Raw genomic sequence first — 25,145 nt, forward strand, 5'->3', positions numbered from 1 at the left:
CGCCCAGCCCCCGCCCACGCGCGCCATGGCTGACGTGCAGGAACTTCAATTGCCGCAGCAGCAAGTGCTGGTTGTGGAGGGGGCGGTTGTCCACCACTGCCGCGGCCACCAGGCTGGGCCCGTCAAATACCCCCCAAAGCCAGCCGCCCCGTTCGAGGCAGGCAAGCAGCGCAATGGCGTCCTGTTCAGACTCGCCTTCGGGCCAGCCACGCATGTCGTGGTAATCGGGGTACAGCACCAGTTTGCCATCCTCGACGCGGTAGCATTCGTGAACCCGCTCCGTGCGGTCGATGGTGGCCAGCAACGCAATATCGTCTTTGTTTAATGCACGTTCGATCAACATGAAGGCCTCCTGCTCTTGAGTGCCAAGCATCCGGGTTGCGTTGAACACGGGCAAGAAAAAACCCACCGGGCCAGGGTGGGTTTGCAGGAACTGCCTGAGGGATCAGTCCCTGAGATCAGACTCGTGAATCGGCTGGTCGCGGTGCGTCGCCCGTTGATACTGTGCCGGCCAGATGGCCTTGCGCCCGCCCAGGTCGTCATCGGCATGCAGCGGCCAATACGGGTCGCGCAGCAGTTCACGGGCGAGGAAGATGATGTCGGCTTGACACGTGCGCAGGATGTGCTCGGCCTGGGCCGGTTCGGTGATCATGCCGACAGTGCCCGTGGCAATGCCGGACTCCTTGCGCACACGCTCGGCAAAGCGGGTCTGGTAACCGGGGCCGGTGGGGATCTCGGCGTTGGCAGCGGTGCCACCGGAGGACACGTCGATCAGGTCCACCCCCAAGTCCTTCAGCCGGCGTGCCAGCTCCACCGTTTCATCGGGGTTCCAGCCGTCTTCGACCCAGTCGGTGGCCGACACCCGCACGAACAACGGCAGCTCCTGGGGCCAGACGGCGCGTACGGCCTTCGTCACTTCCAGCACCAGGCGAATACGGTTTTCAAAAGAACCGCCGTACTGGTCCTGACGCTGATTGCTGATGGGCGAGAGGAATTGATGCAGCAGGTAACCGTGGGCGGCATGGATCTCCACCACCTCGAAACCCGCCGTGAGTGCGCGTTTGGCGGCGGCGACAAAGTCGGCGATCACTTGCTGGATCTGCGCTTCATCGAGCGGCTTGGGTTGCGTGTGGTTGGGGTCAAAGGCAATCGGTGACGGCCCCACCGGCACCCAACCGCCATCTTCGGGCTTGACGCTGCCATGCTTGCCGATCCAGGGACGGTGGGTGCTGGCCTTGCGCCCAGCGTGGGCCAGTTGAATCCCCGCCACCGCGCCTTGGGCGGCAATAAAGCGTGTGATGCGTTGCAACGGCTCGATCTGTTCGTCGTTCCACAACCCCAGGTCCTGGGCGGTGATGCGGCCATCGGCGGTCACGGCGGTGGCTTCGGTGAAAATCAGCCCGGCGCCCCCCACGGCGCGACTGCCCAGGTGCACCAGGTGCCAGTCATTGGCCAGGCCATCCTCGGCCGAGTATTGGCACATCGGCGACACAGCAATGCGGTTGAGCAGGGTCAATTGACGGAGGGTATAGGGTTCGAGCAGCTGACTCATGGCGCACCTCTTCTGGGTTCTATGGGCACTCAACGGTGCTTAGAGCCTAGTCGACAACGCGCGATTGCACAGGGTTCAGAATGGAGCACGGGAGCCGATTGCCGGCTCCCGTTTTGCAACCGCCTACATTTCGACCTGGGTGCCCAGCTCGATCACGCGGTTGACCGGCAATTTGAAGAAGCGCAGGTTGCCGTTGGCGTTTTTCAACATGAACGCGAACAGCGCTTCGCGCCAGCGCGCCATGCCCTTGATGCGCGAGGCAATGACGGTCTCGCGGCTGAGGAAGTAGGTGGTGCGCATCGGACTGAAGTCCAAGTCATCCAGATGACACAGCTTCAAGGCCTCGGGCACGTCCGGCTCGTCGGCAAAACCGAAGTGCAGGATCACCCGGAAGAAGCCTTCGCCGTAGGCGTCCACTTCGAAACGACGCGAGGCGGGCACCCGTGGGATGTCTTCGTAGACCACCGTCAGCATCACCACCTGCTCATGCAACACCTGGTTATGCAGCAGGTTGTGCAACAGCGCGTGGGGCACCGCGTCAGGCCGCGCGGTGAGGAACACAGCAGTGCCCTGCACGCGGTGCGGCGGCTGCACGCGGATACTGCCGATAAAGATCGGCAACGGCAGGCCGCCTTCGTCGAGGCGGTCCACCAGCAACTGCTTGCCGCGCTTCCAGGTGGTCATCAGCACGAACAACACGATCCCCGCCAATACCGGGAAGGCACCGCCCTGGATGATTTTCGGCACGTTGGCGGCAAAATACAGGCCGTCGACCAACAGGCAGCAGACCAGTACCGGCACCGCCAGGATCGGCGGCCATTTCCACAGCAGCAACATCACCGCCGACACCAGGATGGTGGTCATCAGCATGGTGCCGGTCACGGCCACGCCGTAGGCCGAGGCCAGGGCGTTGGAGGACTCGAAACCCAGCACCAGCAGGATCACGCCGACCATCAGCGACCAATTCACCGCCCCGATATAGATCTGGCCCTGCTCGGCGCTGGAGGTGTGCTGGATGTGCATGCGCGGGATGTAGCCCAACTGGATCGCCTGGCGCGTCAACGAGAACGCGCCAGAAATCACCGCCTGGGACGCAATCACGGTCGCCAGGGTGGACAGCACCACCAGCGGGATCAACGCCCAACTCGGCGCCAGCAGGTAGAACGGGTTGCGCGCCGCTTCCGGATCGCCCAGCAGCATGGCGCCCTGGCCGAAATAGTTCAGCACCAGCGCCGGCAACACCAGCATGAACCAGGCGCGGGCGATGGGCTTGCGGCCGAAGTGGCCCATGTCGGCGTACAGTGCCTCGGCCCCGGTCAATGCCAGGACCACGGCGCCGAGAATGGCCACGCCAATCCCCGGGTGGGCCTGGAAGAACCGCACGCCCCAGAGCGGGTTCAACGCGCTGAGCACTTCAGGGTGCAGCGTGATGCCATACACCCCCAGGCCGCCCAGCACCAGGAACCAGGTGACCATCACCGGCCCGAACAGCTTGCCGATGCGGTCGGTGCCGTGTTTCTGGATCAGAAACAGCGCCACCAGCACGATCAACGCGATGGGCACGACCCATTTTTCCAGGCCGTCGAACGCCAATTCCAGACCTTCAATAGCCGACAACACGGAAATGGCCGGGGTGATCATGCTGTCGCCGTAGAACAGCGCCGCACCGCACAACCCACACACCACCAGGAAACTGCGCAGTTTCTTGCGCTCCCCTGCCGCCCGACGCGCCAGTGCCGTGAGGGCCATGATGCCGCCCTCGCCCTGGTTGTCGGCGCGCAGCACGAACAGCATGTACTTGATCGACACGACCCAGATCAGCGACCAGAAGATCAGCGCCAGGATCCCTAGCACCCCATCATGGTTGACCTGAACCCCGTAACCGCCAGTGAACACTTCTTTTAGGGTATAGAGCGGGCTGGTACCGATATCGCCGTAAACCACCCCGACCGCCGCCACCAGCATGCCAATCGGCTTTGCGTTGGAATGCTCGGCACCTGCTGCCTGACTACTTGCCTGACCCATCAACCACTCCTGCCCTTTGACCTGAGGTCTTTTATAAACAGCGCGTCTAAGCTGACCCTAGCATGCGCTGTTTTACTTCTCGTAACAGACGTTTTATTGACCTCGGGGTTCTACCCGTGTGCAACGGCGCGAAGCATAGCGCAGCACTCGTCGTATTTCCCTGCATAAAGCTGGTCAAGTGCGTTGCCCGTCGCTAGAATTGCGCACTTTTTGATCAGAGGCGCACCAAGCGCCCGTCTACCGCCTTGTCGTGCCCGACTGGCGGCGTCATTCAATACCGAGGTTAGACATGTCCACCACTCCCGCGACGGCCAATCCCAAGGTCGGCTTTGTATCCCTGGGCTGCCCCAAGGCCCTGGTCGATTCCGAACGCATCCTTACGCAATTGCGCATGGAAGGCTATGACGTCGTGTCCACCTACCAGGACGCGGACGTGGTGGTGGTCAACACCTGCGGCTTCATCGACTCGGCCAAGGCTGAGTCCCTGGAAGTGATCGGCGAAGCGATCAAGGAAAACGGCAAGGTCATCGTGACCGGCTGCATGGGTGTGGAAGAAGGCAATATCCGCAACGTGCACCCGAGCGTGCTGGCCGTGACCGGCCCGCAACAGTACGAGCAGGTGGTCAACGCCGTGCACGAAGTGGTGCCGCCGCGCCAGGACCACAACCCGCTGATCGACCTGGTACCGCCGCAAGGCATCAAGCTGACCCCGCGTCACTACGCGTACCTGAAGATTTCCGAAGGCTGCAACCACAGCTGCAGCTTCTGCATCATCCCGTCGATGCGCGGCAAGCTGGTCAGCCGCCCGGTGGGTGACGTGCTCGACGAGGCCCAGCGCCTGGTCAAATCCGGCGTGAAAGAGCTGCTGGTGATCTCCCAGGACACCAGCGCCTACGGCGTCGATGTGAAATACCGCACCGGTTTCTGGAACGGCGCGCCGGTGAAAACCCGCATGACCGAGCTGTGCGAAGCCTTGAGCAGCCTGGGCGTGTGGGTACGCCTGCACTACGTCTACCCGTACCCGCACGTGGATGAGCTGATCCCACTGATGGCCGCCGGCAAGATCCTGCCGTACCTGGACATCCCGTTCCAGCACGCCAGCCCGAAAGTGCTCAAGGCCATGAAACGCCCGGCCTTCGAAGATAAGACCCTGGCGCGCATCAAGAACTGGCGCGAGATCTGCCCGGAGCTGATCATCCGCTCCACCTTCATCGTCGGCTTCCCTGGCGAAACAGAAGAAGACTTCCAGTACCTGCTGGACTGGCTGACCGAAGCCCAACTGGACCGCGTCGGCTGCTTCCAATACTCGCCGGTAGAGGGCGCACCCGCCAACCTGCTGGACCTGGCCGTGGTGCCAGACGACGTCAAGCAAGACCGTTGGGAGCGTTTCATGGCGCACCAGCAGGCCATCAGCTCGGCGCGCCTGCAACTGCGCATCGGCAAGGAAATCGAAGTGCTGATCGACGAAGTCGACGAGCAAGGCGCCGTTGGCCGTTGCTTCTTCGACGCGCCGGAAATCGACGGTAACGTGTTCATCGACGATGCCAGCGGTTTGAAGCCAGGTGACAAGGTGTGGTGCACCGTGACCGACGCCGACGAGTACGACTTGTGGGCTGAAAAGCGCGACTGAATCGCGCCTGCGTAATAATTTGAAAAAGCCCCGCCTCTGGACAAGATGCGGGGCTTTTTTCGGTCTATCGTTTGCCCATCGGCGCCATTCATCGGCAAGGGGCAGCGGGCATGCGTCAGCATTCGGTTATCCACACACCTAAAACCAGCGACTACCCCGAATTGGCGCGCCTTTGGGAGGCCTCGGTGCGGGCGACCCATGACTTTCTGCCGGACAGTTACATCCTGTTGTTGAAAAACCTGGTGCTGACCCGCTACCTGGACGCCGTGATGCTGATCTGCACCAAGGACGCGCGCCAGAACATAACCGGGTTTGCCGGGGTGGCGGCGGGCAAGGTCGAGATGCTGTTTATTGACCCACAGCACCGGGGGGAAGGTTTGGGCCGGCAATTGTTGAGGTATGCGATTGAGCATTTGAACGCCGATGAGCTGGATGTGAACGAGCAGAATCCACAAGCGTTGGGGTTTTACTTCAAGCAGGGTTTCGAGGTGATCGGACGTACGGAGCATGATGGCTTGGGGCAGCCGTATCCGTTGCTGCACATGCGTTTGCGCACGCCTGTAGGCGCTGGCTTGCCTGCGATGCAGGCACCTCGGTCTGCCTGATGTACCGAGTCGAGGCAATCGCAGGCAAGCCAGCTCCCACACAAGCCAGCTTCCAGCAAAGCCAGAGCCCCCACAAAAAACACCAGCACTGAAATGGAGCCGGGATTAACCGGCGCCAGGCAGGTACAATAGCCGCCCCCTTTTGTTACGGCCCTTGTCATGACTGACCCCATACGCCTCTCCAAACGCCTTATCGAACTGGTCGGTTGCTCCCGTCGGGAGGCTGAGCTGTTCATCGAAGGCGGCTGGGTCTCGGTGGACGGTGAAGTGATCGACGAGCCGCAGTTCAAGGTCACCACCCAGAAGGTCGAGCTGGACCCGGAGGCCAAGGCCACCGCGCCCGAGCCGGTGACTATCCTGCTGCACGCGCCGGCTGGCGTAGACGCCGAAACGGCCATGGCTTCGATCAGCGCCGACACCCTCTCGGAAGAACACCGCTTCGGCAAGCGTCCGCTCAAGGGCCACTTCCTGCGCCTGAGCGCCAGCGCCGACCTGCAGGCCAAGGCCAGCGGCCTGCTGGTGTTCACCCAGGACTGGAAGATTCTGCGCAAGTTGACCGCCGATGCCGCCAAGATCGAGCAGGAATACGTGGTCGAGGTCGAAGGCGACATGGTTGCCCACGGCCTCAATCGCCTGAACCACGGCCTGACCTACAAAGGCAAAGAGCTGCCGCCCGTCAAAGCCAGCTGGCAGAACGAAAACCGCCTGCGCTTTGCGATGAAAAACCCGCAGCCCGGCGTGATCGCCCTGTTCTGCGAAGCGGTTGGCCTCAAGGTCATCGCCATCCGCCGTATCCGTATTGGCGGCGTGTCCATCGGCAAGGTGCCGGTCGGCCAATGGCGTTACCTGTCCGGCAAAGAGAAGTTCTAAGCCGTCACCCTTTTTCTCGACACTGCCGGATTTGGGCGGTGTCCTCAGTTGAATACCAGGATTGCCCACCATGATTCACAACGACGTACTGCGCAGCGTGCGCTACATGCTCGACATCAGCGACAACAAGATGGTCGAGATCATCAAGCTCGGCGGCATGGACGTGACCAAGGACGACCTGCTGACCTACCTCAAGAAAGACGAGGAAGAAGGCTTCGTGTTCTGCCCGGATGAAGTCATGGCGCACTTCCTCGACGGCCTGGTGATCTTCAAGCGCGGCAAGGACGAAAGCCGCCCGCCGCAGCCGATCGAGACACCGGTGACCAACAACATCATCCTCAAGAAACTGCGCGTGGCCTTCGAACTGAAGGAAGACGACATGCACGCCATCCTCAAGGCCGCCGAGTTCCCGGTGTCCAAGCCCGAGCTGAGCGCACTGTTCCGCAAGTTCGGCCACACCAACTACCGCCCGTGCGGCGACCAGTTGCTGCGCAACTTCCTCAAGGGCCTGACCCTGCGGGTTCGCACCTAAGCCATGAGCTACAACGTCTCCCCCGTCGGCTTTGTGCGCTCCTGCTTCAAGGAGAAGTTCGCCATCCCGCGCCAACCGCAACTGGCGCCCGCCGCCCGTGGCGTACTCGAGTTGGTGGCGCCGTTCGACGGCGGCGAGGCGGTGCAGGGCCTGGAGCAGGTCAGCCATGTGTGGCTGTTGTTCCTGTTCCACCAGGCCCTGGAAGACAAGCCCCGCCTGAAAGTGCGCCCGCCCCGTCTGGGCGGCAATGCATCCATGGGCGTGTTCGCCACCCGCGCCACCCACCGACCCAACGGCATCGGCCAGTCGGTGGTGAAGCTGGACAAGGTGGAACCCGGCAAGCTGTGGATTTCCGGGATTGACCTGCTCGATGGCACGCCGGTGCTGGATATCAAGCCGTACGTGCCGTATGCCGACATGGTCGACATCGCCACCAACGGCATCGCCAGTGCCGCGCCGCAGCTGATTCCGGTGCAGTGGCTGAAGACCGCCCTGCAACAGGCACAAAGCCACGCCGAGCGCCTTGGCGAACCCTTGGTGGCGTTGATTGATCAATGCCTGGCACAGGACCCACGGCCGGCGTATCAGACGCCGGGGCCGGAGCGGGAATACGGTGCGCAGTTCTGGGATGTGGATGTGCGTTGGCACTATCCCGAAGCGGGGGTGATTTGTGTGTTGGAAGTGCTTCCCGCCCAGTAAACCGCAGAAACGAAAAAGCCCGCGCTGCCTTCACAGGCAACGCGGGCTTTTCTTTTACCGTAGGAGCCGGCTTGCCGGCGATGGTCGTCAACGATGACGCGTTTATTCTGGATAATCGCGGCGCCTTGGAGGGCATCGCCGGCAAGCCGGCTCCTACAGTTGGTCGGTAATTACTTTTCGACGAATGCGCGCTCGATCAGGTAGTCACCTGGCTCACGCATGCGCGGCGAAACCTTCAGGCCGAAGCTGTTCAGTACTTCGCTGGTTTCGTCCAGCATGCTCGGGCTGCCGCACAGCATGGCGCGGTCGTCTTCAGGGTTGATCGGCGGCAGGCCGATGTCGCTGAACAGCTTGCCGCTGCGCATCAGGTCGGTCAGGCGGCCTTCGTTTTCGAACGGCTCGCGGGTCACGGTTGGGTAGTAGATCAACTTGTCACGCAGGGCCTCGCCGAAGAATTCATTCTGCGGCAGGTGCTCGGTGATGAACTCGCGGTAGGCAACTTCGTTGACGTAACGCACGCCGTGGCACAGGATCACTTTTTCAAAGCGCTCGTAGGTTTCCGGGTCCTGGATCACGCTCATAAACGGCGCCAGGCCAGTTCCGGTGCTGAGCAGGTACAGGTGTTTGCCCGGCTTCAAATCGTCAAGCACCAGGGTGCCTGTCGGTTTTTTGCTGATGATGATCTCGTCGCCTTCCTTCAAGTGCTGCAATTGGGAAGTCAGCGGGCCATCCGGGACCTTGATGCTGAAGAACTCCAGATGCTCTTCCCAGTTCGGGCTGGCAATGGAGTAAGCACGCATGAGCGGGCGGCCGTTGGGCTGTTGCAGGCCGATCATCACGAACTGACCGTTCTCGAAGCGCAGGCCCGGATCGCGGGTGCACTTGAAGCTGAACAGAGTGTCGTTCCAGTGATGAACACTGAGGACACGCTCGTGGTTCATGTTGCTCATGTACGGGGGACTCCTGGAAATGGGTCTGCGCCAAAGATGGGATGCGCAATTGCACAGCATTCTAATGGCGGCGACAATATCTGTTAACTGGATTATTAAGATAAGGGTTATCGGTTATATCGATATGCGATTTACTCTCCGTCAACTGCAAGTTTTCGTCGCCGTCGCCCAGCAGGAAAGCGTCTCCCGCGCTGCTGGCCTTCTGGCCTTATCTCAATCCGCCGCCAGCACGTCGATCACCGAACTGGAGCGTCAATCCAGCTGCCAATTATTCGACCGCGCGGGCAAGCGCCTGAGCCTCAACGCCCTCGGCCATCAGCTGTTACCCCAGGCGGTGGCGCTGCTGGACCAGGCCAAGGAGATCGAGGACCTGCTCAACGGCAAGTCCGGCTTCGGTTCCCTGGCGGTGGGCGCCACGCTGACCATCGGCAATTACCTGGCGACCCTGCTGATCGGCAGTTTCATGCAGCAGCACCCCGAGAGCCAGGTGAAGCTGCATGTGCAGAACACTGCGCATATCGTGCATCAGGTGGCGCACTACGAAATTGACCTGGGTCTAATCGAAGGTGACTGCAGCCACCCGGATATCGAGGTGCAAACCTGGGTGGAGGACGAGCTGGTGGTGTTCTGTGCGCCACAGCATCACCTGGCCAAGCGTGGCGTGGCGACCATGGAGGAGTTGACCCATGAAGCCTGGATCCTGCGAGAACAGGGCTCGGGCACGCGCCTGACGTTTGACCAAGCCATGCGTCATCACCGCAGCGCGCTGAATATCCGCCTGGAGCTGGAACACACCGAGGCGATCAAACGGGCAGTGGAATCAGGCTTGGGCATTGGCTGCATCTCCCGGCTGGCGCTGCGCGATGCATTCCGCCGTGGCAGCCTGGTGCCAGTGGAAACCCCGGACCTGGACCTGGCCCGGCAGTTCTACTTCATCTGGCATAAACAGAAGTACCAGACCTCGGCGATGCGCGAGTTTCTGGAGCTGTGCCGCGCCTTTACCGCCGGGGTTCAGCGCAGCGACGAGATCGTGCTGCCGAGCATTGCCTGAGGCTTAGATCAGGATAACGGCCCACACCAGGGTGATCATGGTCAGGGCCACGAATTGTGCGGCGCTGCCCATGTCCTTGGCGTTCTTGGACAAGGGGTGACGGTCCAGGGAGATGCGGTCGATCGCCGCTTCCACCGCCGAGTTGAGCAGCTCGACGATCAGGGCCAGCAGGCACACCGCGATCAACAAGGCGCGCTCGACGCGACTGACGTGCAGGAAAAAGCTCAGCGGGATCAGGATGACGTTCAGCAACACCAACTGACGAAATGCCGCCTCGCCGGTGAAAGCCGCACGCAGGCCATCCAGGGAGTAGCCCCCTGCGTTGAAGATACGTTTGATACCGGTTTGACCCTTGAAAGGCGACATAGATGTAGGCAACTGAACCAAAGGAGTGGGGAAACTAGTTCACATAAAGTCAAAAAAGCGTGAACCGGTGACATCTTAATGCTGCGAAATTGACTCAAGTTGTTGCAAGAGCAGCGCCGCCTGGGTGCGCGTGCGTACGCCGAGCTTGCGGAAGATCGCGGTCACGTGGGCCTTGATGGTCGCTTCCGACACGTTCAGCTCATAGGCAATCTGCTTGTTCAGCAGGCCTTCGCACACCATGGTCAATACACGAAACTGCTGCGGCGTAAGGCTGGCAAGCCCGTCCCGCGCAGCCTTGGCTTCATCGGACACATTGATTTCTTCAAACGCCTGGGGCGGCCAGGACACGTCGCCATCGAGCACCGTGCGCACGGCGTTCTGGATATCTTCCATGGCGCTGGACTTTGGAATGAAACCACTGGCACCAAACTCCTTGGAGCGCACCACCACGTCGGCCTCTTCCTGGGCCGAGACCATCACCACGGGAATCTGCGGGTACTGCCCCCGCAACAGCACCAGCCCGGAAAAACCGTAGGCCCCGGGCATGTTCAGGTCGAGCAGCACCAGGTCCCAGTCGGATTTTTCGGTGAGGCGGGCTTCCAGCTCGGCAATACTGGCCACTTCGACCAGGCGCACGTCCGGGCCAAGCCCCAAGGTCACTGCCTGATGCAGTGCACTGCGAAACAACGGGTGGTCATCGGCTATCAGGATGTCGTATGTGGCCATTGATTAAATGATCCTGTTTTTTATGGGAGCCCTGATGGGTTCAGGGTTCGCCAGTACACAAGGCGACGGCCAGGCAGCCATCGCCACAGGGCATACTCAGCGTCAAAAACACCTGCAACGACGCTGAAAATTCACGGTTACGCCCCAATCGGCGCCCAGCATGCCCAGCGTAGCCTGGGGGGTCAAGCACTACGCCCGTGGGCATTTTAGCGGGTTGCCGGTTTGCGGTGCCATCATGCAAACGTCGTCTGGTTATACCGCGTGGATATAGGGTGCAAGACGAGTATGGACGATGTCCGCAGGATCCAGCGGCAGTTGGAACTTGGCGGCCAGGTAGTGGGTGCTGAACACATCAAGGTAGGCATCCAGCACTTCACTGGCGGTTTGATCATCGGCCAGTTCCAGGCACAGCGCCGCCACTTCGGCGGTACAGAAATGATCATCTCGCTTTGATCGACGCAGCTTGTAGCGAGACAGCTGTTCCGACGCCAGGCTCAGGACCGGCAGGTGCTCCAGGTACGGGCTCTTGCGAAACATCTTGCGCGCTTCGCTCCAGGTGCCGTCCAGCAGGATGAACAGCGGGCGCTTGCCCGTCTCCACCTTGACCTCGCTGACCACCCGCTCCGGCGTAACAAATTCGCCGGGGAACACGATGTAAGGTTGCCACCGTGGATCTGCGAGCAAGGTCAGCAGCTCAGGGTCGACTTCGGTGCGGGACCAGGCGAACGCGGTGGTGTCGTCGATCACATCGGCGATCAGCCAGCCGGTGTTGCTCGGTTTCATCGGTTCCACGTCGTGCATCAGCAGGCACATGGCGGACCGGGCCTGAACCTTGGGGCGCCAGGCACACAGGCAATACTCGGGGATCACCCGACAGCCGGGGCAGCGTTCGGCGCGGGAACCACGATTGAGGAACGGCCGGACGGCACGGGCCAGGCGTTGGGTGCGCAGGCGGGAGACGGCGTGGCTCATCGGATGCGCCGTTGGGACGGGTAAATCGACACGGTGAAAACTCGTGGAGGGCTCAAGTGGCCGCAGTTTACCAGCGATACGCCTGGCTGTAGTGGCAAGCGGTCACCTATAATTGCGCGCCACTGAACGCACAGCGCAGTGGCTGGTCTATGCACCAGTAACCGAATCAGGAGAGTTTCATGCTGCGTTCCATGCTGCGCCTTGTCGTTCCATCCGTCGCCCTGGCGCTGGTCGTGCCCATGGGCGCCCAGGCGGCCTCGTTGCTGGAGGCCCAAATGAACCGCAAGCTGCAAAGCGTCGCGGCTGAAAGCAACAAGGACCTGCCCCGGGAAATCGATGAAAAGACCCTGGAAGTGGCCTACACCGTCGAAGGCATGCAACTGATCGATCACCTCAGTGTGCAGCCTGATCGGGCCGAGCAGATGCGCGCCAACCCCAAGGCTGTGTATTTCCAGCTGGGCCAGAGCGTGTGCCTGAACAAGGGCTACCGCGAGTTGATGGCCAAGGGCGCAGTGATGCGCTACGACATCACCGAGAACAAGACCAACCGCCCCGTGGCGTCGGTCAAGTTCATCGAGGCTGACTGCCCGGCACCGGCTGCGGCGAAGAAGAAAAAGTAACCACGTGAGCTGCGCGCACTGCCGTCCGGTGGTGCGCACTCCCCCCGCTTCAAGTCCTCTCCAGCAGCTAGACTCCCTATCAGGCGGCCAATAAGTGGTTGCCAGCCAAGGGTTTTCCGGCCCATGATCAAGTCATCCCAACCGTTCATCCACAGCGCTTTTCATGCTGTTCTGTAACATTTTCAGGGCAAAAGAAGGTTGCCCCCTGCGGCAAGCAATGACACATGCAGTGTCGTCGCCTCCGGCGAATGGCTCGTCGGCCACCCGGGCCCTGCAAGAAGGAGAAGTTGAATGCCTTATGAACCGAATGACCGCCTGCTCCGGCAACTTGAAGAAAACGGGGCCGACCTCACGCAACAGGTCGAAGCACAACTCCAACTGATCGCTCCCAACAGCCAGAATACCCCCCTGTACCGCGACATGATTCTCACCGTGCTACGCATGGCCAAGGACGACCGCAGCCGCTGGAACGCCAAGATCACCTTGCAAGCCATCCGCGAGCTGGATAACGCCTTCCGCGTCCTGGAACAATTCAAGAACCGCCGCAAGGTCACGGTGTTCGGCTCGGCACGCACGCCCGTTGAAAGCCCGTTGTATGCCTTGGCCCGGGAAGTCGGCGCCCTGCTGGCGCAATCGGACCTGATGGTGATCACGGGCGGCGGTGGCGGCATCATGGCCGCTGCGCATGAAGGTGCGGGCCTGGAACACAGTTTGGGGTTCAACATCACCCTGCCGTTCGAGCAACACGCCAACCCGACCATCGATGGCACCGACAACCTGTTGTCGTTCCACTTCTTCTTCACGCGCAAACTGTTTTTCGTCAAGGAAGCCGACGCGCTGGTGCTGTGCCCAGGTGGTTTTGGCACCCTGGACGAAGCGCTGGAGGTTTTGACGCTGATCCAGACCGGCAAGAGCCCGCTGGTGCCGGTGGTTTTGCTGGACGCACCGGGTGGGGGTTTCTGGCAAGGCGCTCTGGACTTTATCCGTGGCCAATTGGAAGCCAATCGCTACATATTGCCTACCGACCTCAAGCTGGTGCGGTTGGTGTACAGCGCACAAGAAGCCGTGGAAGAGATCAACCGGTTTTATGCCAACTTCCACTCCACTCGTTGGTTGAAACGTGAGTTTGTGGTGCGCATGAATCACCCGCTCAGTGATCGGGCATTGGCTCATCTGCAGAGCGAGTTTGCCAGCCTGCGGTTGAGTGGGGAGTTCCAGCAGCTGGCGTATACGGGTGAGGAGCATGATGAAGCGCGGTTCAGCCATTTGACTCGGTTGGTGTTCAACTTCAATGGGCGGGATCAGGGACGGCTGCGGGAGTTGGTGGATTACATCAATTTGCCGGAGAACTGGGCACAGGCTCAGGGGAAGGCGCAGCAGCGGGTGGCGCCGGAGCCGGCGTGACTTTTTGATAGACGAAAAAAAAGGCCCACTATTTTCATAGTGGGCCTTTGTTTTTTGGTTCGCTCAGTCGTCCAGATCTCGGCCACTCAACAGGCGGCTGATCATTTCCATCGAAAAGCCGCGATAGCTCAGGAAACGCCCCTGTTTGGCGCGTTCCTTGGCATCGATCGGCAGATGGCCGGAAAACTTGCGACGCCAGGTGTCTTCCAACTGCGCCTGCCAGCTGATACCGCACTCACGCAGGGCAAGGTCGATATCGGCACGCTGCAGGCCACGTTGGCTCAGTTCTTCACGAATTCGCGCAGGGCCGTAGCCAGAGCGCGCTCGGTAGGAAACGAAACTTTCGAGATAACGGGCTTCCGACAGCAGCCCCTCCTCCGTCAAACGGTCGAGGGCACTTTCGATCATCTCAGGCTCTGCGCCGCGCTGACGCAACTTACGCGTCAGCTCGACTCGACCATGCTCGCGGCGAGCGAGCAGGTCCATTGCAGTGCGCCGAACGGCGACGAGTGTATCCAGTACAACAGTCATCGTTTGCTTCAGATGTCAGTGTCGACTTCTTCCATCTCGTCAACCGGCTCACGGTTGGCGGCCGCTTTCACGTCTGGTGCTGCGGTCAGCAGCTTGTCGCGGATCTGCTTCTCAAGCGTGGCTGCGATGTCCGGGTTGTCCGCCAGGAACTTGGCCGAGTTGGCCTTGCCCTGACCGATCTTGCTGCCGTTGTAGGCATACCAGGCACCGGACTTCTCGACGAAACCGTGCAGCACGCCCAGGTCGATCATTTCGCCGTTCAGGTAGATACCCTTGCCGTAGAGAATCTGGAACTCGGCTTGACGGAAAGGCGGTGCCACTTTGTTCTTCACGACTTTAACGCGGGTTTCGCTACCGACAACCTCGTCACCTTCCTTCACCGCGCCAGTACGGCGGATATCCAGACGGACCGAAGCGTAGAACTTCAACGCGTTACCACCGGTGGTGGTTTCCGGGCTGCCGAACATTACGCCGATCTTCATGCGGATCTGGTTGATGAAGATCACCAGGCAGTTGGCGTTCTTGATGTTACCGGTGATTTTACGCAGCGCCTGGGACATCAGACGGGCTTGCAGGCCCACGTGCATGTCACCCATTTCGCCTTCGATTTCAGCCTTGGGTACCAGGGCCGCCACGGAGTCGACCACGATCACGTCGATGGCGTTGGAGCGCACCAGCATGTCGGTGATTTCCAGGGCTTGCTCGCCGGTGTCCGGCTGGGAAACCAGCAGGTCGTCAACGTTGACGCCCAGCTTGCCGGCGTACTCTGGGTCCAGGGCGTGCTCGGCGTCGACGAACGCACAGGTGGCGCCCATTTTCTGCGCCTGGGCAATCACCGACAGGGTCAGGGTCGTTTTACCGGAAGATTCAGGACCGTAGATTTCAACGATACGGCCTTTTGGCAGGCCGCCAATGCCGAGCGCGATGTCCAGACCCAGAGAGCCAGTGGAAATAGCCGGGATCGCCTGACGGTCGTGATCGCCCATACGCATTACGGCACCCTTGCCGAATTGACGTTCGATCTGACCCAGGGCCGCAGCCAAGGCTTTCTTCTTGTTGTCGTCCATTAAAGTCCTCACGTAATCAATAAGGCCTGGTCGGCCAACACCTGTATAAGTAGACAGTATTGTTCCACAAAGATCCGGGATCGCCTACCCCTGATTTTCGATTTCTGCTGCAGCTCGTCGCAACAAGCCCTCTAGGGCGGCCTTTACCGTTTGTCGGCGGACCTCGTCGCGGTTGCCGGTGAAGTGCTCAAGCTCAGCCGTCACCTCATCACCCACGCCAAAAGCCAGCCATACGGTGCCCACTGGCTTGTCCGGCGAACCGCCGTCCGGCCCCGCCACACCGCTGACTGCCACGGCAAAGCGCGCCAGGCTTTTTTCCTGGGCGCCACGGACCATCGCTTCCACCACTTCCTGGCTGACGGCGCCCACTTTTGGAAACAACGTTTCCGGCACATTCAATTGTCGGGTCTTCTGACGATTGGAATAAGTGACATAGCCCGCCTCGAACCACGCCGAACTCCCTGGAATCCGCGTGATGGCTTCGGCAATACCGCCACCGGTACAAGACTCGGCAGTGGTGACATGGGCATTGAGCACCTGCAAGCGGCGACCCAGTTCAGCGGCCAATTGAGTGATTTCCTTCACGGTCGTCTCCAGGAATGGGCGGGGGTTCGCCTACCCTACAGGAGCCCATTGGCCATGCAAGTTACAGAGTGCATCAAGGCGCTAATGCGCGACGGCCTGCACATACGCCTGGCACGCACGCAGGGCGATCAGCGCACTGTCGCCGTCGTCGGTGATGGCGATAATTCGTTGAGCATGCGCCGGGTCAAGTTGGGCTCGCGGGGCTGCATGAACCACGCCGCCGGTGGGGGTGGCGGCTGGCACTGCGCAACCACGGGAGGTGTCGGCGGTGTCGAGAAGGACTGACAACCGCACATCAGCAGTGGCCAGGCGGTCACGCAGAGCCGCCTGATGACGTTGGGCATCGTTCAATTCCTGGGCATGTTGTTGGTCGCTGGCACTGAGCTGTTGCTCCAGCGCCAACCGTTGTTCCTGCTGTACCTGTTGCTGGTGCAGGGCAGACGCAGATTGCTGATTAAGCGCCTGCACCTGCGCAGCCGCTTGCTGCTCAAGCTGCGCGCCATAACGCCAGGCCTGGACTTGCCACACAACGGCCATTAGCAGGCAAACGCCGACCACGCGACAACCGACTAGGAAACGCATAGCACCGCCTTCGCCCGCGTCCACCGTTGCAGGCGATCCTCCAAGCCATTGAGCCCGCCATTGATCCGCCGCGTGATCGTGGTGAACTGGTCCTTGTCGGCCAGTTCATTCAGGCCATTGCTTTGCCAGAACCAGGCAGCGGACTCGGAGCCCCATTGCGGTTGCTCCAGCAGCTCGGGCTGAAGCAGCAGGCGATCATCACCGAACAGAGCCTGGCTGCACGCCAGGTAGTTACGACGGCCGGTAATCTGTATCAGCCCCCTGCCCCGGTACTTCTGGCCATCGCCATCCGCTTGCGGGGTATTGCCCAGGCGTATGGCCAAGGTGCCGGTGTCGTACTTGCTCAGGTATTGATCACTGCCCAGCTCGCGCACATAGCGCAACTCGCCGGATTCGTGGCCGATTTGGGCGAGAAAAGCGGCGATGCGTTTTGCGCGGTTGATGTCATACCGATTCATAGCGTCATTTAAAGCCGTTAAAAAAATGCCCGCTCGCGGGCGGGCCCCAGGCATCACTTGAAGCAGTTGAGGAAGCGAAATCACCATAGGTCTACCTTTGAAAACCTCTACTCCGACAACCCACACGCTGTGATCGAGCTGCGATACCCCGTCGCCGGGTCACCGGTATGAACCACCTGTTTGATCGACCATCGCCCTTGCATGTAGGAGGGCCAGGTTTCATCCAGCAGAAGCAACCCCTCTGCAGCCAGTAACGGATTGCCGGGGCAGTCAATCTGCAACGTCAAGTCTTCACGCCCTACCCGCCGCAACTCGCCTTCGGCCACAGCACGCGCTTCATCTTCGTTCTGGCAGCGTTGACGCAGGGTCTTGAAGGGAGTGTTACCGACCTGAACCACGCGCTGTTTGCACGCAGCAGCATCCCACCACGTCACGCGGCAACCCTCGTATTTCGCACGGGATTTTTCGTCGAATTTGGCGGTGATGAACGATTGATCACCAGGGCGGTTGTCCTGGGTCACGGACAAGGTCACGTCCGGCAGTAGTTGCCCCGAAAGCGAGTTGACCCGCCCGGCTTCAGCCAGCACATACAGTTCGTTGATCGGTTTGGTCACTGCGCTGTAGCGCTCGGCGAGACGGGTGATGAACGCCATGTCGCTTTCGTTGGACTGGTCGATATGCGCAATCGCAATACCGTCCAGCGTCGGTGCCACACGCGGGGAATAACCGTGGCGACTGACCAGTTGGCGAAACAGCGCACCCAGCGTAGTCGGCCCGTAACTGGCCGATCGGCGTTGGCGGTAGCCCGTCGTATCCGCCGCGCTGAAGGGCGCCGCCGTGGCGACGATCATCAGGCGCATGGGAAACAGCACCGGGGTTCGCTGGGTGACGACAAACTGGCCCTTTTCCACCAGGCCGGACTCTTTATAACCCACACGCAAGCCGATCTTTCCGTTCAGGCTGGGCAGCCCTTCAAGCCCCTCGATATTGAGGGTCAGCTCCAGGCGATCGGTCTTTATGCCCGTGGTGTCGGTATGACTCCAGTGCATCAGGCGCTGATTGAGCAACGCCGCATTGGCGCCGTAAAACTCCACGATCGGAGTGAATCCCTGTGCCATGCTGCCTCCTTAATCCCAGGCCGACACGGGACGCAGCGCTGCAGGCCGCGCGGCCATTTCGGGCACGATCACCCCAACGCCGGCCGGTAGCACCGGGCCGTATTCCGCCAGGTCGGGGTTGACCCGCCAGAGGGTTTCTTCGGCCACGTCATCGCAGCGCCCCAGCTCGCGATAGAGCAACAGGTTGACCGAATCACCGGCAATACTTCGTACTCTACGCATTGACGAATTCCTCCAGTTCCAAGGACCAACTCATGACCAAGGCGGTGCCGTCATCGATCACATTACTCTGGGTTTCCACCACCGAATTGATACGCCATAGGCCCCAGTTTCGGCCGATGCCATCCACCAGCGGCAAGGGTGCGCGGGCGTTTTGCAGCGCGCGCAATTCATCCAGACGCTGCATCCCCAGGGCGTACATCGCCGTGCCCGTGAACGTGAGCTTTTCCAGTTTCTGACCGTTCTGCCGTGACTGGGATTTGCTCGCGATAATCGTCAGGTCACTCCAGCCGCCATCGCTGTTGCGCACCAACCCGCTGTAGGCAAACCCGCGGGACAACCCAAAAATAAAGTCGCCGAGTACCATTTGCTGTCGCATCAATCACCTCCTGGAGGGTCAGTCATCGCGGTGTTGCGCCGGATTCCCAACGCGTCGGTGACCATCGGCACACATTGGAATTGCAGGGCCTGGATGACCTGGTTGACGACCTGCTGGGCGTCAGCAGGGTTGACCCCGGTGATCTGGATACTGGGGGCGATGCTGACCTGGACGTTGTCCGTTCGGGCTGCATTGAGGTCCTTGCCGACTGCGCTGGGCGCAGGCAGGCGATCACCGGAGCCAAACAGTTTGTCACCGAACCAGGTGCCCACTTCGCTGCCCAGCAAACCACCGATGGCGCCACCCACAGCCGTGCCGACACCCGGGAAAACCAGTGTGCCCAGCGCAGCACCGGCAGAGGCACCTGCCCAGGCCCCGCCTGCGGTGCTAAGGCCGGCGCCGATGGCTTTGGCATCGCCGTTGCGAACGCCGTCAGCCACACTCAGGGCGGTGTCGACATACCTCATTGGGCCAAGACGACGGGCACCTGCTGACTCAAGCTTTGCAAGGACACCCGACAACCCCTCCGCCAGCCCTTTGGTTGCGCGACGCCCACCCAGCCGAGCGGCTGGAGGGGTTGCAGACGCGCCAAACGAATGGTCAGGAAGTGTGGAGGTGGACTGAGCTAACCGCTGAGTGTCCAGAGGTACGAGCGGCTGGCCCATGGCATTGAGCGGGGGGCCAGCCTGTTGTGCCTGGGGTTCCACGGGCTTGCGACGGACATTGGCCGTGGACTCACGTGAAACCGGCTGGCCGGGCTCTGGCAATTTCTGCCGCCGTTTCTTCGGCTGCCCTCGTGTGCGTGCCTTGTCTCTTTCCCGAACCGTCTCTCCAACGCTCTCCGGCAACTGTGCTGTCACCGTGTCAAACACACCAAAACCGCTTACAGAAGCCGCCGCCGGACAGCAGCACGCTTTGTCCTTGTCCTTGTCTTTGGTGTATCCACCGTCCCTGAACAGCTTGCCCACTCCGGGCAGCTTGCCAAGCGTCACGTCGACAAGGTTGCCGGCTACCCGGGTTTTAATCGTCTCTCCCAAGCCCGAAAGAAGGCCCGAAACCATCGGCGATATCACCGCCTCAGTTGTCTTGACCGCTTGCGCAGCCAGGGGTGAATCACCGGCCCAGCTATTGGCGGTGTCCTGCACACCGGTCTTGGTTTTCAGCCACGTTTCTTCCAAAAGCAAAGGCGCGGGTTCGAGCGTCCTGGACAGGCGTTGCTCACTGTCTCTGGATGCCTTGCGCAACGCTGTGATGGATGTTTCAGAGGTGGCTGTCGCGTCAAACGTGAGGCTGGCATTTGATTGTTGAAAGGCAGCGACCGGGTCAAGGCGCTGCATGTCACGAACGGCCAGGGCTTCACGGGCCAGGCGCAGGCCTTGCGACGTGCTCGACTCAAACTCGGTGGCGCTCTTCTGCTCCATTGGCTCAAGGGTTTTGACCGCGTTAATGCCCACGCCGTTAAGCCGCGAGATCGCGGTTTTCAGTGCGTCCACACTGTTGCGCAATCCTCCCAGGGACACAGAAAGCTGATTGAGCTGCGAGCCCGCCTGGTTCAACCCCACACTCATCGAAGATAACAGTGCCGCATCCCCGAGACTGCCAGACAGCAAAGCTCCCGGATTGACGATTTCGGCACGCTTTGTACCGCTTGTGTCGCCATAAACACCCTGGCCATCCTTGGCCATGGCGTAGGCGAGCGAATACTTGTCTTGCATCCCGCTTACTCCTGTTTAACGCCAAGGCGAGTCATCGCGATGTCGTAGCGGCGCAATGCTTTTGCGGCATCCCATTCCAGGATCTCCGCTTCGGTTACCGAGTAAACCAGCGGCACCACATCGAGGATTACGTCGATGTCGCGTTGCGAAAGAAGGCCGCCGGTTGATTTAAAAAATCGTCGATGCGCTCCTGCAATTGCGTCCAGTCGGGTACGGTCAGGTGGGCGAGATCGGGGATCATCAGGCCGGTGCAGTGAGCAGTGATGAACTCGGCGCGCTCTTTGTTGGTGGTGAGTTTTTTCATCACCTTGGTAGCACGCAGGGCGGGCATTTCCAGAGGCAGTTCGGTGAGGGTACGGCCGGCTGCGTCGAGGGGCAGCAGCAGCTTGACCTGTTCGTGGGAGGAGGACTCTTCCGGTTCGCCGAGGAAGAACGCCGAAGGGCGGGTCGACATCTCGTGTACGTAGTGGGCGATGGTCACGTAGTCCGGTCGTTTGAGCTGATCGAGTTCTTTTTCCGACAGGCCGGTGGCGAGTTTCGCCAGTTCGAAGAACTGGTCGTCCTCGTCATCACCGGCCCGGGCCAGCGCGTCTTTTTGCGCGGCGTAGTACAGCGGTTTGAGCTGGACCTGCTCGATCATCGCACCGGTGTCGGCGGTGATCGGCGAGAGCAAGCGGTGCAGCGGTGGCATCCAGGCCATGGGGCAATTCCTTGGTCAGCAACGGTTGAAGAAAACGCAGATAAAAAGAAGAGCGCGGTCAATGTGGGAGCCGGGCTTGCCGCGAAGGCATCACCGCGGTGTAGCGGGTAAACCGAGTCGCCTGTATCGCAGGCAAGCCAGCTCCCACATTGACCGTGCCCACCTCAGATCGCGGGGTCTTAAGGCATGAGCACGGCGCGGCGGGCGTCACCGAGAATGTCAACGCCGTTGAGTACAAACTTCTGGGTGCGCACGTCGATGTCGATCACCGGGATACCGTTTTCCAGACGGTTGTAGGTGCGGCAGGACAGCTCCAACGTAGTGGTGGGTTTGGCGTTCATCGTCAACGGTGTCTCGGTCAACGATTTGAGCTTGCCGCCGACGGTGTGGTAGGTGAAGTAGGTCTTGCCGTCCTGGTCCTGGCCGGCTTCCCGCACGTTCAACAGGATGTCGTCACCGAGGCGCACGCCCAGGGCCAGCATGATTTCCGGACCAACGCCTTGCAGCGCCAACGTGGCGGTCAAGGGCTTGCCGCTCTTGGCCATTTCTTCGGCGATGAAGCGGCCACCGGTCATGGCCTCCATCTCGAACTCGACCTTGGGCGGCGTGAAGGAATCCACCGTCGCGGACAACGGCAGGCCTTGCAGGGTGGCCGCAATGGCCTGTCTTACACGGTTGGTAAACATTAGAGAACGTCCTCCAGGAACTGCTCGATGATTTCATCGCGGGCATTGAGTTGATAAATCATGTGTTCGTTCGGCGCGTAGCGGCCGTAGTCGATGACGATGAACCAGGTGCCGTTCTTGTATTTCTCGACACTGTTGAGTTCCGGGTGCAGGTACACGCTGCCGCCGGGGATAGTTTCGTCCGCCACCAGGGTTTGCAGCCAGTCGTTGATGCGCTTGACCTCCTGGTCCATGAAGGACTTGGTGAGGTTCTTGGCCATGGCTTTCTGGCCGGCCTTGACCAGCTTGCGGCTGATAGCGTCTTCCAGGCCGACGTAGCTGATGAACTTGCCGGTGATGGAGCGGTTACCCAGCAGTGAAAAACCGCCGAGGATGGTGCGGGCGTAGTAGCTCACGCCGTAGCGGTTGAGCAGGTCGCCTTCGGTGGAAGTGTCGAGGATGTTGTACTCGACGACGCGGGATACGTCCTCGGCGAACGTCACCTGGTTGCCCGGGCTTTCCCACTGCTTGACCTTGGCCAGTGCGGCGATGGCCAGGGACGACGGCGACAGGAACACGTTCTTTTTCGCCGCCTTGGAGTACACCGACGGCATGTTGTGCACCAGCAGGCAACGGTCGAAACCGAGGTCGGCACCGCCCAGTTCACCGCTGTAGGTCACCTGGTCGGCGACGCTGGCGTCTCTGCCGTCCAGCACCACGCGGGCCTTGATGCGTTTGCCGAAGGCGGCAAACTCACCGGCGACAGCCTTGGTGCCGGTGAAGCCAGGGGCACCGATGATGGTCAGGTCTTCCGGCACACTGGCCAACGCCGCCAGGCCCAGCTTGCGACCGGTGACCGGCTCGTCGCCGCCGATCACGTTGTTGATCGTGTCCGCCGGGGTTGTGCCCTCTTCGACGATCACCACATAGACCGGCACCTTGACCACTTTAAGGATCTGGTAGACCGCCTGGAACAACGTGCCGGCTTCAGTGCCGGTCGGGTCCAGCAGCGCCTGAGTGGTGAAGCTGTTGATGCGGAACGGCGCATTCTTCGGGATCGACGCATGGGCCTTCGGCGCGGTGCCGACCAGGCCGATCACGTTATCGCCCAGGCCACCCATGGCCTCGGGGGATTCGGTGGCATTCACAGTGATGCCGTTGTGCTCGAAGTTCAAAACCTCAGCCATGATTAGTCAGCCTTCTGGGTGGTGGCCTTTTTGGCCGGGGTGGCGTTGAGGACGCTGGTCAATTCCAGACGGCCAGCGGTGCGCAGGGCGGATGCTTCGACGTCCAGCAGCTCCAGTTCCTGGCCGACGGTGGACCAATGGCCGGCGCCGATGGGGAATGGGGTGAGGACGGTGTAGGTTTGGCGGGTGGACATAAGTAGGATCTCCAGGCGAAAAAAAACCGCTCAAGGCGGTGGGTGTTCGAGTTGCTAAAGAAACGCCCCGTCAATGCGGGGCGTTTATTCGGTTTGGTCCGCGATCCAGCGCGGTGCTATGGGGCGATGCGCGCTATCTGGGAAGTCAGACGATTGGGGCCACGCTCGCAATGCCTGCATATAGGCCAACAGCTCAACGAATTGCTCAGCGGACAACGTGGTATCCAAGCCCAACTCCTGTTGATCACGATGACGTTCGCGCAGCCATGTAACCGACGTCAGCTCAGCATCCCGCCAAGCTCTTTCGGAAACCTTCAAGGCAGCTTGCAACGCGTCAGGTGAAGGAACTGGCACTACCCAGGTGCCCCCCTCCGACGCAATATGCTCGGGCGACGGGCGATCACTCTGCATAACCATCCAGCCCGCCGGGCAAACACCGCCCACCTGCTGGAAACCACTGTTCAATTCTGCATAGACATTCATGCAATCACCCCCTTCAATCGCCATACAAGGACACGGCAAGGCAACGGCGAAACAATAGTGGTTGCCGTGACTAAAAATGGAGCTCCAGAGAAGGCGTTGGGATAGACCAAGCCAGTCGTTCCGGTTTGGACAACAATCGAATTGCCTATTTGATTGGCCTGCACACCATGAATATAACGATCAGGGCCGCCTATGCCGCTGTAGTGATCCCCAAACTCGGGGTTCGCCCACTCACCGTTGTAGAGCACTTGCGCGGTGCAAAACACGTGATATCCGGGAAAAGGATTCGTGACAACGTAGCGACTATTGACCGCTACGCCTCCCGGGGTGGTCTTGTTACCACCACCCGGATAAACAACCGTAAAGTCAGCCATGTTTGCCAGGTTGGAAACTTCCAGCGCAAGTGCGCCGATATCTATTTGCCCTTGATTGACAGGGGCGTTCCAGGCCTTGATGCACCACATGACGGCCAGATTTCGAGGGCGTGTAACCCCGAAATTGTTGCCTTCGGCAGCCATCGTGCCGCCGCTGCCACTAATGCCACCATATGCGGCACCGGGATAATCCCCTGCGTTACCTATATCCAACCCGTATGCAGCACGAGCGTTCGATTCCGGCGTTACCGTTGCGTTGTACAGCCCGGTGACCGTGACGGTGGTGATGGTTGAATCCACAGTCTGAAGGCTGCCCTTCTGTGCGCTTCCAAGCTCCCGTCCGGTATCCACGCCTCGGCCATGATCCCAGCCTCGGAGGAACTCTCCGCGCGACTCAGGCAAGCGGAAATACCCTGCGGGTTCGCTCCCGGTGTTGAACGTAGTGCCCAGGTATGCAGCCAGGTCCGGGTAGGTCGCAATGCTCTTTACGCTGCCGTCAAGCTCCAGGTAGCCAGGCGGTACGGCAGCTTTGGGGAATGGAACAATCGAACCTACGGGAACGGCGGATTTCAAAGCATCGAGTTCACTAACAAGTGCAGCGACGTCAATATTTCCCTGATTGATCGGAGCGTTCCAAGCCTTGATGCACCACATCACAGCCATATTTCGGCCACGAGTCTCGGCACCCACCCTTGGAGCACCATTGACACCATCAGTAACGGGTGGATATTTCAGTGAAACGGGAGTCCCGACATTTCCCCATGTATCAAATGCGGGCGTACTTCCACCTGCCGCAGCCGCACCAGAAAATGTATGGCCCTGAAACTGATCAAGTTGATAAGTACCGATCATTCGCCCTGGGTCAACACCCCGCCCATGATCCCAC

Annotated in this window: 29 protein-coding genes and 1 pseudogene; 8 read left to right on the forward strand and 22 right to left on the reverse strand. The window is 60.5% G+C overall.

Annotated features, from left to right (window positions below):
* From HX803_RS30285 to HX803_RS30295, 3 genes and pseudogenes are all read right to left on the reverse strand, one after another.
* Window positions 1-343 (reverse strand): annotated as a pseudogene (locus HX803_RS30285) (GNAT family N-acetyltransferase); the annotation flags it as partial.
* A 102-nt stretch (window positions 344-445) separates the two neighbouring features.
* Window positions 446-1,552 carry an NADH:flavin oxidoreductase/NADH oxidase gene (locus HX803_RS30290; protein ID WP_178925771.1) on the reverse strand — a complete coding sequence of 369 codons (1,107 nt, stop codon included), beginning with the start codon at window positions 1,550-1,552 and terminating at the stop codon, window positions 446-448.
* Between the two features lie 123 nt (window positions 1,553-1,675).
* On the reverse strand, window positions 1,676-3,577 hold the full coding sequence (locus tag HX803_RS30295; protein ID WP_178925772.1) for a potassium transporter Kup: 1,902 nt from the start codon (window positions 3,575-3,577) through the stop codon (window positions 1,676-1,678).
* 289 nt (window positions 3,578-3,866) lie between these two features.
* Between HX803_RS30295 and rimO the strand changes: the two genes are divergently transcribed.
* From rimO to tsaA, 5 genes are all read left to right on the forward strand, one after another.
* The gene (gene rimO, locus HX803_RS30300; RefSeq protein ID WP_017254931.1) at window positions 3,867-5,207 is read left to right on the forward strand and encodes a 30S ribosomal protein S12 methylthiotransferase RimO; all 1,341 of its coding nucleotides are present in this window, start codon (window positions 3,867-3,869) and stop codon (window positions 5,205-5,207) included.
* A 110-nt stretch (window positions 5,208-5,317) separates the two neighbouring features.
* Entirely contained in the window at window positions 5,318-5,812 is a 495-nt protein-coding gene (locus HX803_RS30305) for a GNAT family N-acetyltransferase (protein WP_178925773.1), read from the forward strand.
* A gap of 159 nt (window positions 5,813-5,971) precedes the next feature.
* Complete coding sequence (locus HX803_RS30310) at window positions 5,972-6,682, forward strand: rRNA pseudouridine synthase (protein WP_178925774.1); 711 nt, start codon at window positions 5,972-5,974, stop codon at window positions 6,680-6,682.
* Window positions 6,683-6,752: 70 nt separating this feature from the next.
* Entirely contained in the window at window positions 6,753-7,214 is a 462-nt protein-coding gene (locus HX803_RS30315) for a DUF1456 family protein (RefSeq protein WP_071487504.1), read from the forward strand.
* Between the two features lie 3 nt (window positions 7,215-7,217).
* Entirely contained in the window at window positions 7,218-7,913 is a 696-nt protein-coding gene (gene tsaA, locus HX803_RS30320) for a tRNA (N6-threonylcarbamoyladenosine(37)-N6)-methyltransferase TrmO (RefSeq protein WP_178925775.1), read from the forward strand.
* A 170-nt stretch (window positions 7,914-8,083) separates the two neighbouring features.
* Here the strand turns inward: tsaA and fpr are convergent, their stop codons facing one another.
* On the reverse strand, window positions 8,084-8,863 hold the full coding sequence (gene fpr / locus HX803_RS30325) for a ferredoxin-NADP reductase (protein WP_003189055.1): 780 nt from the start codon (window positions 8,861-8,863) through the stop codon (window positions 8,084-8,086).
* A 124-nt stretch (window positions 8,864-8,987) separates the two neighbouring features.
* On the opposite strand from fpr, the gene HX803_RS30330 reads away from it, so the two are divergent.
* On the forward strand, window positions 8,988-9,914 hold the full coding sequence (locus HX803_RS30330; protein WP_169368331.1) for a LysR family transcriptional regulator: 927 nt from the start codon (window positions 8,988-8,990) through the stop codon (window positions 9,912-9,914).
* Window positions 9,915-9,917: 3 nt separating this feature from the next.
* Here HX803_RS30330 and HX803_RS30335 read toward each other — a convergent pair whose 3' ends face one another.
* The 3 genes from HX803_RS30335 to HX803_RS30345 all read right to left on the reverse strand — a co-directional run bounded on the left by HX803_RS30335 (window position 9,918) and on the right by HX803_RS30345 (window position 11,978).
* A complete protein-coding gene (locus tag HX803_RS30335) occupies window positions 9,918-10,280 on the reverse strand; it encodes a diacylglycerol kinase (protein WP_017137081.1) in 363 nt (120 codons plus the stop codon).
* A gap of 75 nt (window positions 10,281-10,355) precedes the next feature.
* Window positions 10,356-11,006, reverse strand: coding sequence for a response regulator transcription factor ErdR (gene erdR / locus HX803_RS30340; protein WP_176994813.1), 651 nt, complete (start codon window positions 11,004-11,006; stop codon window positions 10,356-10,358).
* Window positions 11,007-11,258: 252 nt separating this feature from the next.
* The gene (locus tag HX803_RS30345) at window positions 11,259-11,978 is read right to left on the reverse strand and encodes a tRNA-uridine aminocarboxypropyltransferase (RefSeq protein WP_178925776.1); all 720 of its coding nucleotides are present in this window, start codon (window positions 11,976-11,978) and stop codon (window positions 11,259-11,261) included.
* Window positions 11,979-12,157: 179 nt separating this feature from the next.
* On the opposite strand from HX803_RS30345, the gene HX803_RS30350 reads away from it, so the two are divergent.
* Window positions 12,158-12,598 carry a PA3611 family quorum-sensing-regulated virulence factor gene (locus HX803_RS30350; protein WP_178925777.1) on the forward strand — a complete coding sequence of 147 codons (441 nt, stop codon included), beginning with the start codon at window positions 12,158-12,160 and terminating at the stop codon, window positions 12,596-12,598.
* A gap of 291 nt (window positions 12,599-12,889) precedes the next feature.
* A complete protein-coding gene (locus HX803_RS30355) occupies window positions 12,890-14,002 on the forward strand; it encodes a TIGR00730 family Rossman fold protein (RefSeq protein ID WP_178925778.1) in 1,113 nt (370 codons plus the stop codon).
* Between the two features lie 63 nt (window positions 14,003-14,065).
* On the opposite strand, the gene recX is transcribed toward HX803_RS30355, so the two are convergent.
* The 15 genes from recX to HX803_RS30430 form a co-directional block, all read right to left on the reverse strand.
* On the reverse strand, window positions 14,066-14,533 hold the full coding sequence (recX, locus tag HX803_RS30360) for a recombination regulator RecX (RefSeq protein ID WP_178925779.1): 468 nt from the start codon (window positions 14,531-14,533) through the stop codon (window positions 14,066-14,068).
* 8 nt (window positions 14,534-14,541) lie between these two features.
* Window positions 14,542-15,600 carry a recombinase RecA gene (gene recA / locus HX803_RS30365; RefSeq protein ID WP_016970800.1) on the reverse strand — a complete coding sequence of 353 codons (1,059 nt, stop codon included), beginning with the start codon at window positions 15,598-15,600 and terminating at the stop codon, window positions 14,542-14,544.
* An 84-nt stretch (window positions 15,601-15,684) separates the two neighbouring features.
* Window positions 15,685-16,185, reverse strand: coding sequence for a CinA family protein (locus HX803_RS30370; protein WP_095014909.1), 501 nt, complete (start codon window positions 16,183-16,185; stop codon window positions 15,685-15,687).
* A gap of 81 nt (window positions 16,186-16,266) precedes the next feature.
* Window positions 16,267-16,767 carry a lysis system i-spanin subunit Rz gene (locus tag HX803_RS30375; protein WP_178925780.1) on the reverse strand — a complete coding sequence of 167 codons (501 nt, stop codon included), beginning with the start codon at window positions 16,765-16,767 and terminating at the stop codon, window positions 16,267-16,269.
* On the reverse strand, window positions 16,755-17,312 hold the full coding sequence (locus HX803_RS30380) for a glycoside hydrolase family 19 protein (protein WP_178925781.1): 558 nt from the start codon (window positions 17,310-17,312) through the stop codon (window positions 16,755-16,757). The genes HX803_RS30375 and HX803_RS30380 overlap by 13 nt, the downstream gene beginning before the upstream one ends.
* 20 nt (window positions 17,313-17,332) lie before the next feature.
* Window positions 17,333-18,343: a contractile injection system protein, VgrG/Pvc8 family gene (locus tag HX803_RS30385; RefSeq protein WP_178925782.1), complete on the reverse strand. Its 1,011-nt coding sequence runs from the start codon at window positions 18,341-18,343 to the stop codon at window positions 17,333-17,335.
* Between the two features lie 9 nt (window positions 18,344-18,352).
* Entirely contained in the window at window positions 18,353-18,565 is a 213-nt protein-coding gene (locus HX803_RS30390) for a tail protein X (RefSeq protein ID WP_178925783.1), read from the reverse strand.
* A complete protein-coding gene (locus HX803_RS30395) occupies window positions 18,558-18,941 on the reverse strand; it encodes a phage tail protein (protein WP_178925784.1) in 384 nt (127 codons plus the stop codon). Before HX803_RS30395 ends, HX803_RS30390 begins: the two co-directional genes overlap by 8 nt.
* Complete coding sequence (locus tag HX803_RS30400; RefSeq protein ID WP_178925785.1) at window positions 18,941-20,656, reverse strand: phage tail tape measure protein; 1,716 nt, start codon at window positions 20,654-20,656, stop codon at window positions 18,941-18,943. Before HX803_RS30400 ends, HX803_RS30395 begins: the two co-directional genes overlap by 1 nt.
* A 127-nt stretch (window positions 20,657-20,783) precedes the next feature.
* The gene (locus HX803_RS30405) at window positions 20,784-21,356 is read right to left on the reverse strand and encodes a phage tail assembly protein (RefSeq protein WP_178925786.1); all 573 of its coding nucleotides are present in this window, start codon (window positions 21,354-21,356) and stop codon (window positions 20,784-20,786) included.
* 179 nt (window positions 21,357-21,535) lie between these two features.
* The gene (locus HX803_RS30410; protein ID WP_178925787.1) at window positions 21,536-22,042 is read right to left on the reverse strand and encodes a phage major tail tube protein; all 507 of its coding nucleotides are present in this window, start codon (window positions 22,040-22,042) and stop codon (window positions 21,536-21,538) included.
* A complete protein-coding gene (locus HX803_RS30415) occupies window positions 22,042-23,208 on the reverse strand; it encodes a phage tail protein (RefSeq protein WP_178925788.1) in 1,167 nt (388 codons plus the stop codon). Before HX803_RS30415 ends, HX803_RS30410 begins: the two co-directional genes overlap by 1 nt.
* A 2-nt stretch (window positions 23,209-23,210) precedes the next feature.
* On the reverse strand, window positions 23,211-23,402 hold the full coding sequence (locus HX803_RS30420) for a hypothetical protein (RefSeq protein ID WP_178925789.1): 192 nt from the start codon (window positions 23,400-23,402) through the stop codon (window positions 23,211-23,213).
* Between the two features lie 84 nt (window positions 23,403-23,486).
* Window positions 23,487-23,885 (reverse strand): phage tail assembly chaperone, encoded by a 399-nt coding sequence (locus tag HX803_RS30425; RefSeq protein WP_256732977.1) that lies wholly within the window; start codon window positions 23,883-23,885, stop codon window positions 23,487-23,489.
* Window positions 23,882-25,145 (reverse strand): phage tail protein (locus HX803_RS30430; RefSeq protein WP_306172771.1); only part of this gene is annotated, 1,264 nt, incomplete at its 5' end. The genes HX803_RS30425 and HX803_RS30430, both read right to left, overlap by 4 nt.

The sequence above is a fragment of the Pseudomonas sp. P7548 genome, from assembly GCF_013386585.1.
GTDB lineage: Bacteria > Pseudomonadota > Gammaproteobacteria > Pseudomonadales > Pseudomonadaceae > Aquipseudomonas.

Excerpts from the sequence above, each read along its gene's own strand:
- HX803_RS30290 (WP_178925771.1), bottom strand. The coding sequence starts at position 1,552 with ATGAGTCAGCTGCTCGAACCCTATACCCTCCGTCAATTGACCCTGCTC.
- HX803_RS30295 (WP_178925772.1), bottom strand. The coding sequence starts at position 3,577 with ATGGGTCAGGCAAGTAGTCAGGCAGCAGGTGCCGAGCATTCCAACGCA.
- rimO (WP_017254931.1), top strand. The coding sequence starts at position 3,867 with ATGTCCACCACTCCCGCGACGGCCAATCCCAAGGTCGGCTTTGTATCC.
- HX803_RS30305 (WP_178925773.1), top strand. The coding sequence starts at position 5,318 with ATGCGTCAGCATTCGGTTATCCACACACCTAAAACCAGCGACTACCCC.
- HX803_RS30310 (WP_178925774.1), top strand. The coding sequence starts at position 5,972 with ATGACTGACCCCATACGCCTCTCCAAACGCCTTATCGAACTGGTCGGT.
- HX803_RS30315 (WP_071487504.1), top strand. The coding sequence starts at position 6,753 with ATGATTCACAACGACGTACTGCGCAGCGTGCGCTACATGCTCGACATC.
- tsaA (WP_178925775.1), top strand. The coding sequence starts at position 7,218 with ATGAGCTACAACGTCTCCCCCGTCGGCTTTGTGCGCTCCTGCTTCAAG.
- fpr (WP_003189055.1), bottom strand. The coding sequence starts at position 8,863 with ATGAGCAACATGAACCACGAGCGTGTCCTCAGTGTTCATCACTGGAAC.
- HX803_RS30330 (WP_169368331.1), top strand. The coding sequence starts at position 8,988 with ATGCGATTTACTCTCCGTCAACTGCAAGTTTTCGTCGCCGTCGCCCAG.
- HX803_RS30335 (WP_017137081.1), bottom strand. The coding sequence starts at position 10,280 with ATGTCGCCTTTCAAGGGTCAAACCGGTATCAAACGTATCTTCAACGCA.
- erdR (WP_176994813.1), bottom strand. The coding sequence starts at position 11,006 with ATGGCCACATACGACATCCTGATAGCCGATGACCACCCGTTGTTTCGC.
- HX803_RS30345 (WP_178925776.1), bottom strand. The coding sequence starts at position 11,978 with ATGAGCCACGCCGTCTCCCGCCTGCGCACCCAACGCCTGGCCCGTGCC.
- HX803_RS30350 (WP_178925777.1), top strand. The coding sequence starts at position 12,158 with ATGCTGCGTTCCATGCTGCGCCTTGTCGTTCCATCCGTCGCCCTGGCG.
- HX803_RS30355 (WP_178925778.1), top strand. The coding sequence starts at position 12,890 with ATGCCTTATGAACCGAATGACCGCCTGCTCCGGCAACTTGAAGAAAAC.
- recX (WP_178925779.1), bottom strand. The coding sequence starts at position 14,533 with ATGACTGTTGTACTGGATACACTCGTCGCCGTTCGGCGCACTGCAATG.
- recA (WP_016970800.1), bottom strand. The coding sequence starts at position 15,600 with ATGGACGACAACAAGAAGAAAGCCTTGGCTGCGGCCCTGGGTCAGATC.
- HX803_RS30375 (WP_178925780.1), bottom strand. The coding sequence starts at position 16,767 with ATGCGTTTCCTAGTCGGTTGTCGCGTGGTCGGCGTTTGCCTGCTAATG.
- HX803_RS30380 (WP_178925781.1), bottom strand. The coding sequence starts at position 17,312 with ATGGTGATTTCGCTTCCTCAACTGCTTCAAGTGATGCCTGGGGCCCGC.
- HX803_RS30385 (WP_178925782.1), bottom strand. The coding sequence starts at position 18,343 with ATGGCACAGGGATTCACTCCGATCGTGGAGTTTTACGGCGCCAATGCG.
- HX803_RS30390 (WP_178925783.1), bottom strand. The coding sequence starts at position 18,565 with ATGCGTAGAGTACGAAGTATTGCCGGTGATTCGGTCAACCTGTTGCTC.
- HX803_RS30395 (WP_178925784.1), bottom strand. The coding sequence starts at position 18,941 with ATGCGACAGCAAATGGTACTCGGCGACTTTATTTTTGGGTTGTCCCGC.
- HX803_RS30400 (WP_178925785.1), bottom strand. The coding sequence starts at position 20,656 with ATGCAAGACAAGTATTCGCTCGCCTACGCCATGGCCAAGGATGGCCAG.
- HX803_RS30405 (WP_178925786.1), bottom strand. The coding sequence starts at position 21,356 with ATGGCCTGGATGCCACCGCTGCACCGCTTGCTCTCGCCGATCACCGCC.
- HX803_RS30410 (WP_178925787.1), bottom strand. The coding sequence starts at position 22,042 with ATGTTTACCAACCGTGTAAGACAGGCCATTGCGGCCACCCTGCAAGGC.
- HX803_RS30415 (WP_178925788.1), bottom strand. The coding sequence starts at position 23,208 with ATGGCTGAGGTTTTGAACTTCGAGCACAACGGCATCACTGTGAATGCC.
- HX803_RS30420 (WP_178925789.1), bottom strand. The coding sequence starts at position 23,402 with ATGTCCACCCGCCAAACCTACACCGTCCTCACCCCATTCCCCATCGGC.
- HX803_RS30425 (WP_256732977.1), bottom strand. The coding sequence starts at position 23,885 with ATGAATGTCTATGCAGAATTGAACAGTGGTTTCCAGCAGGTGGGCGGT.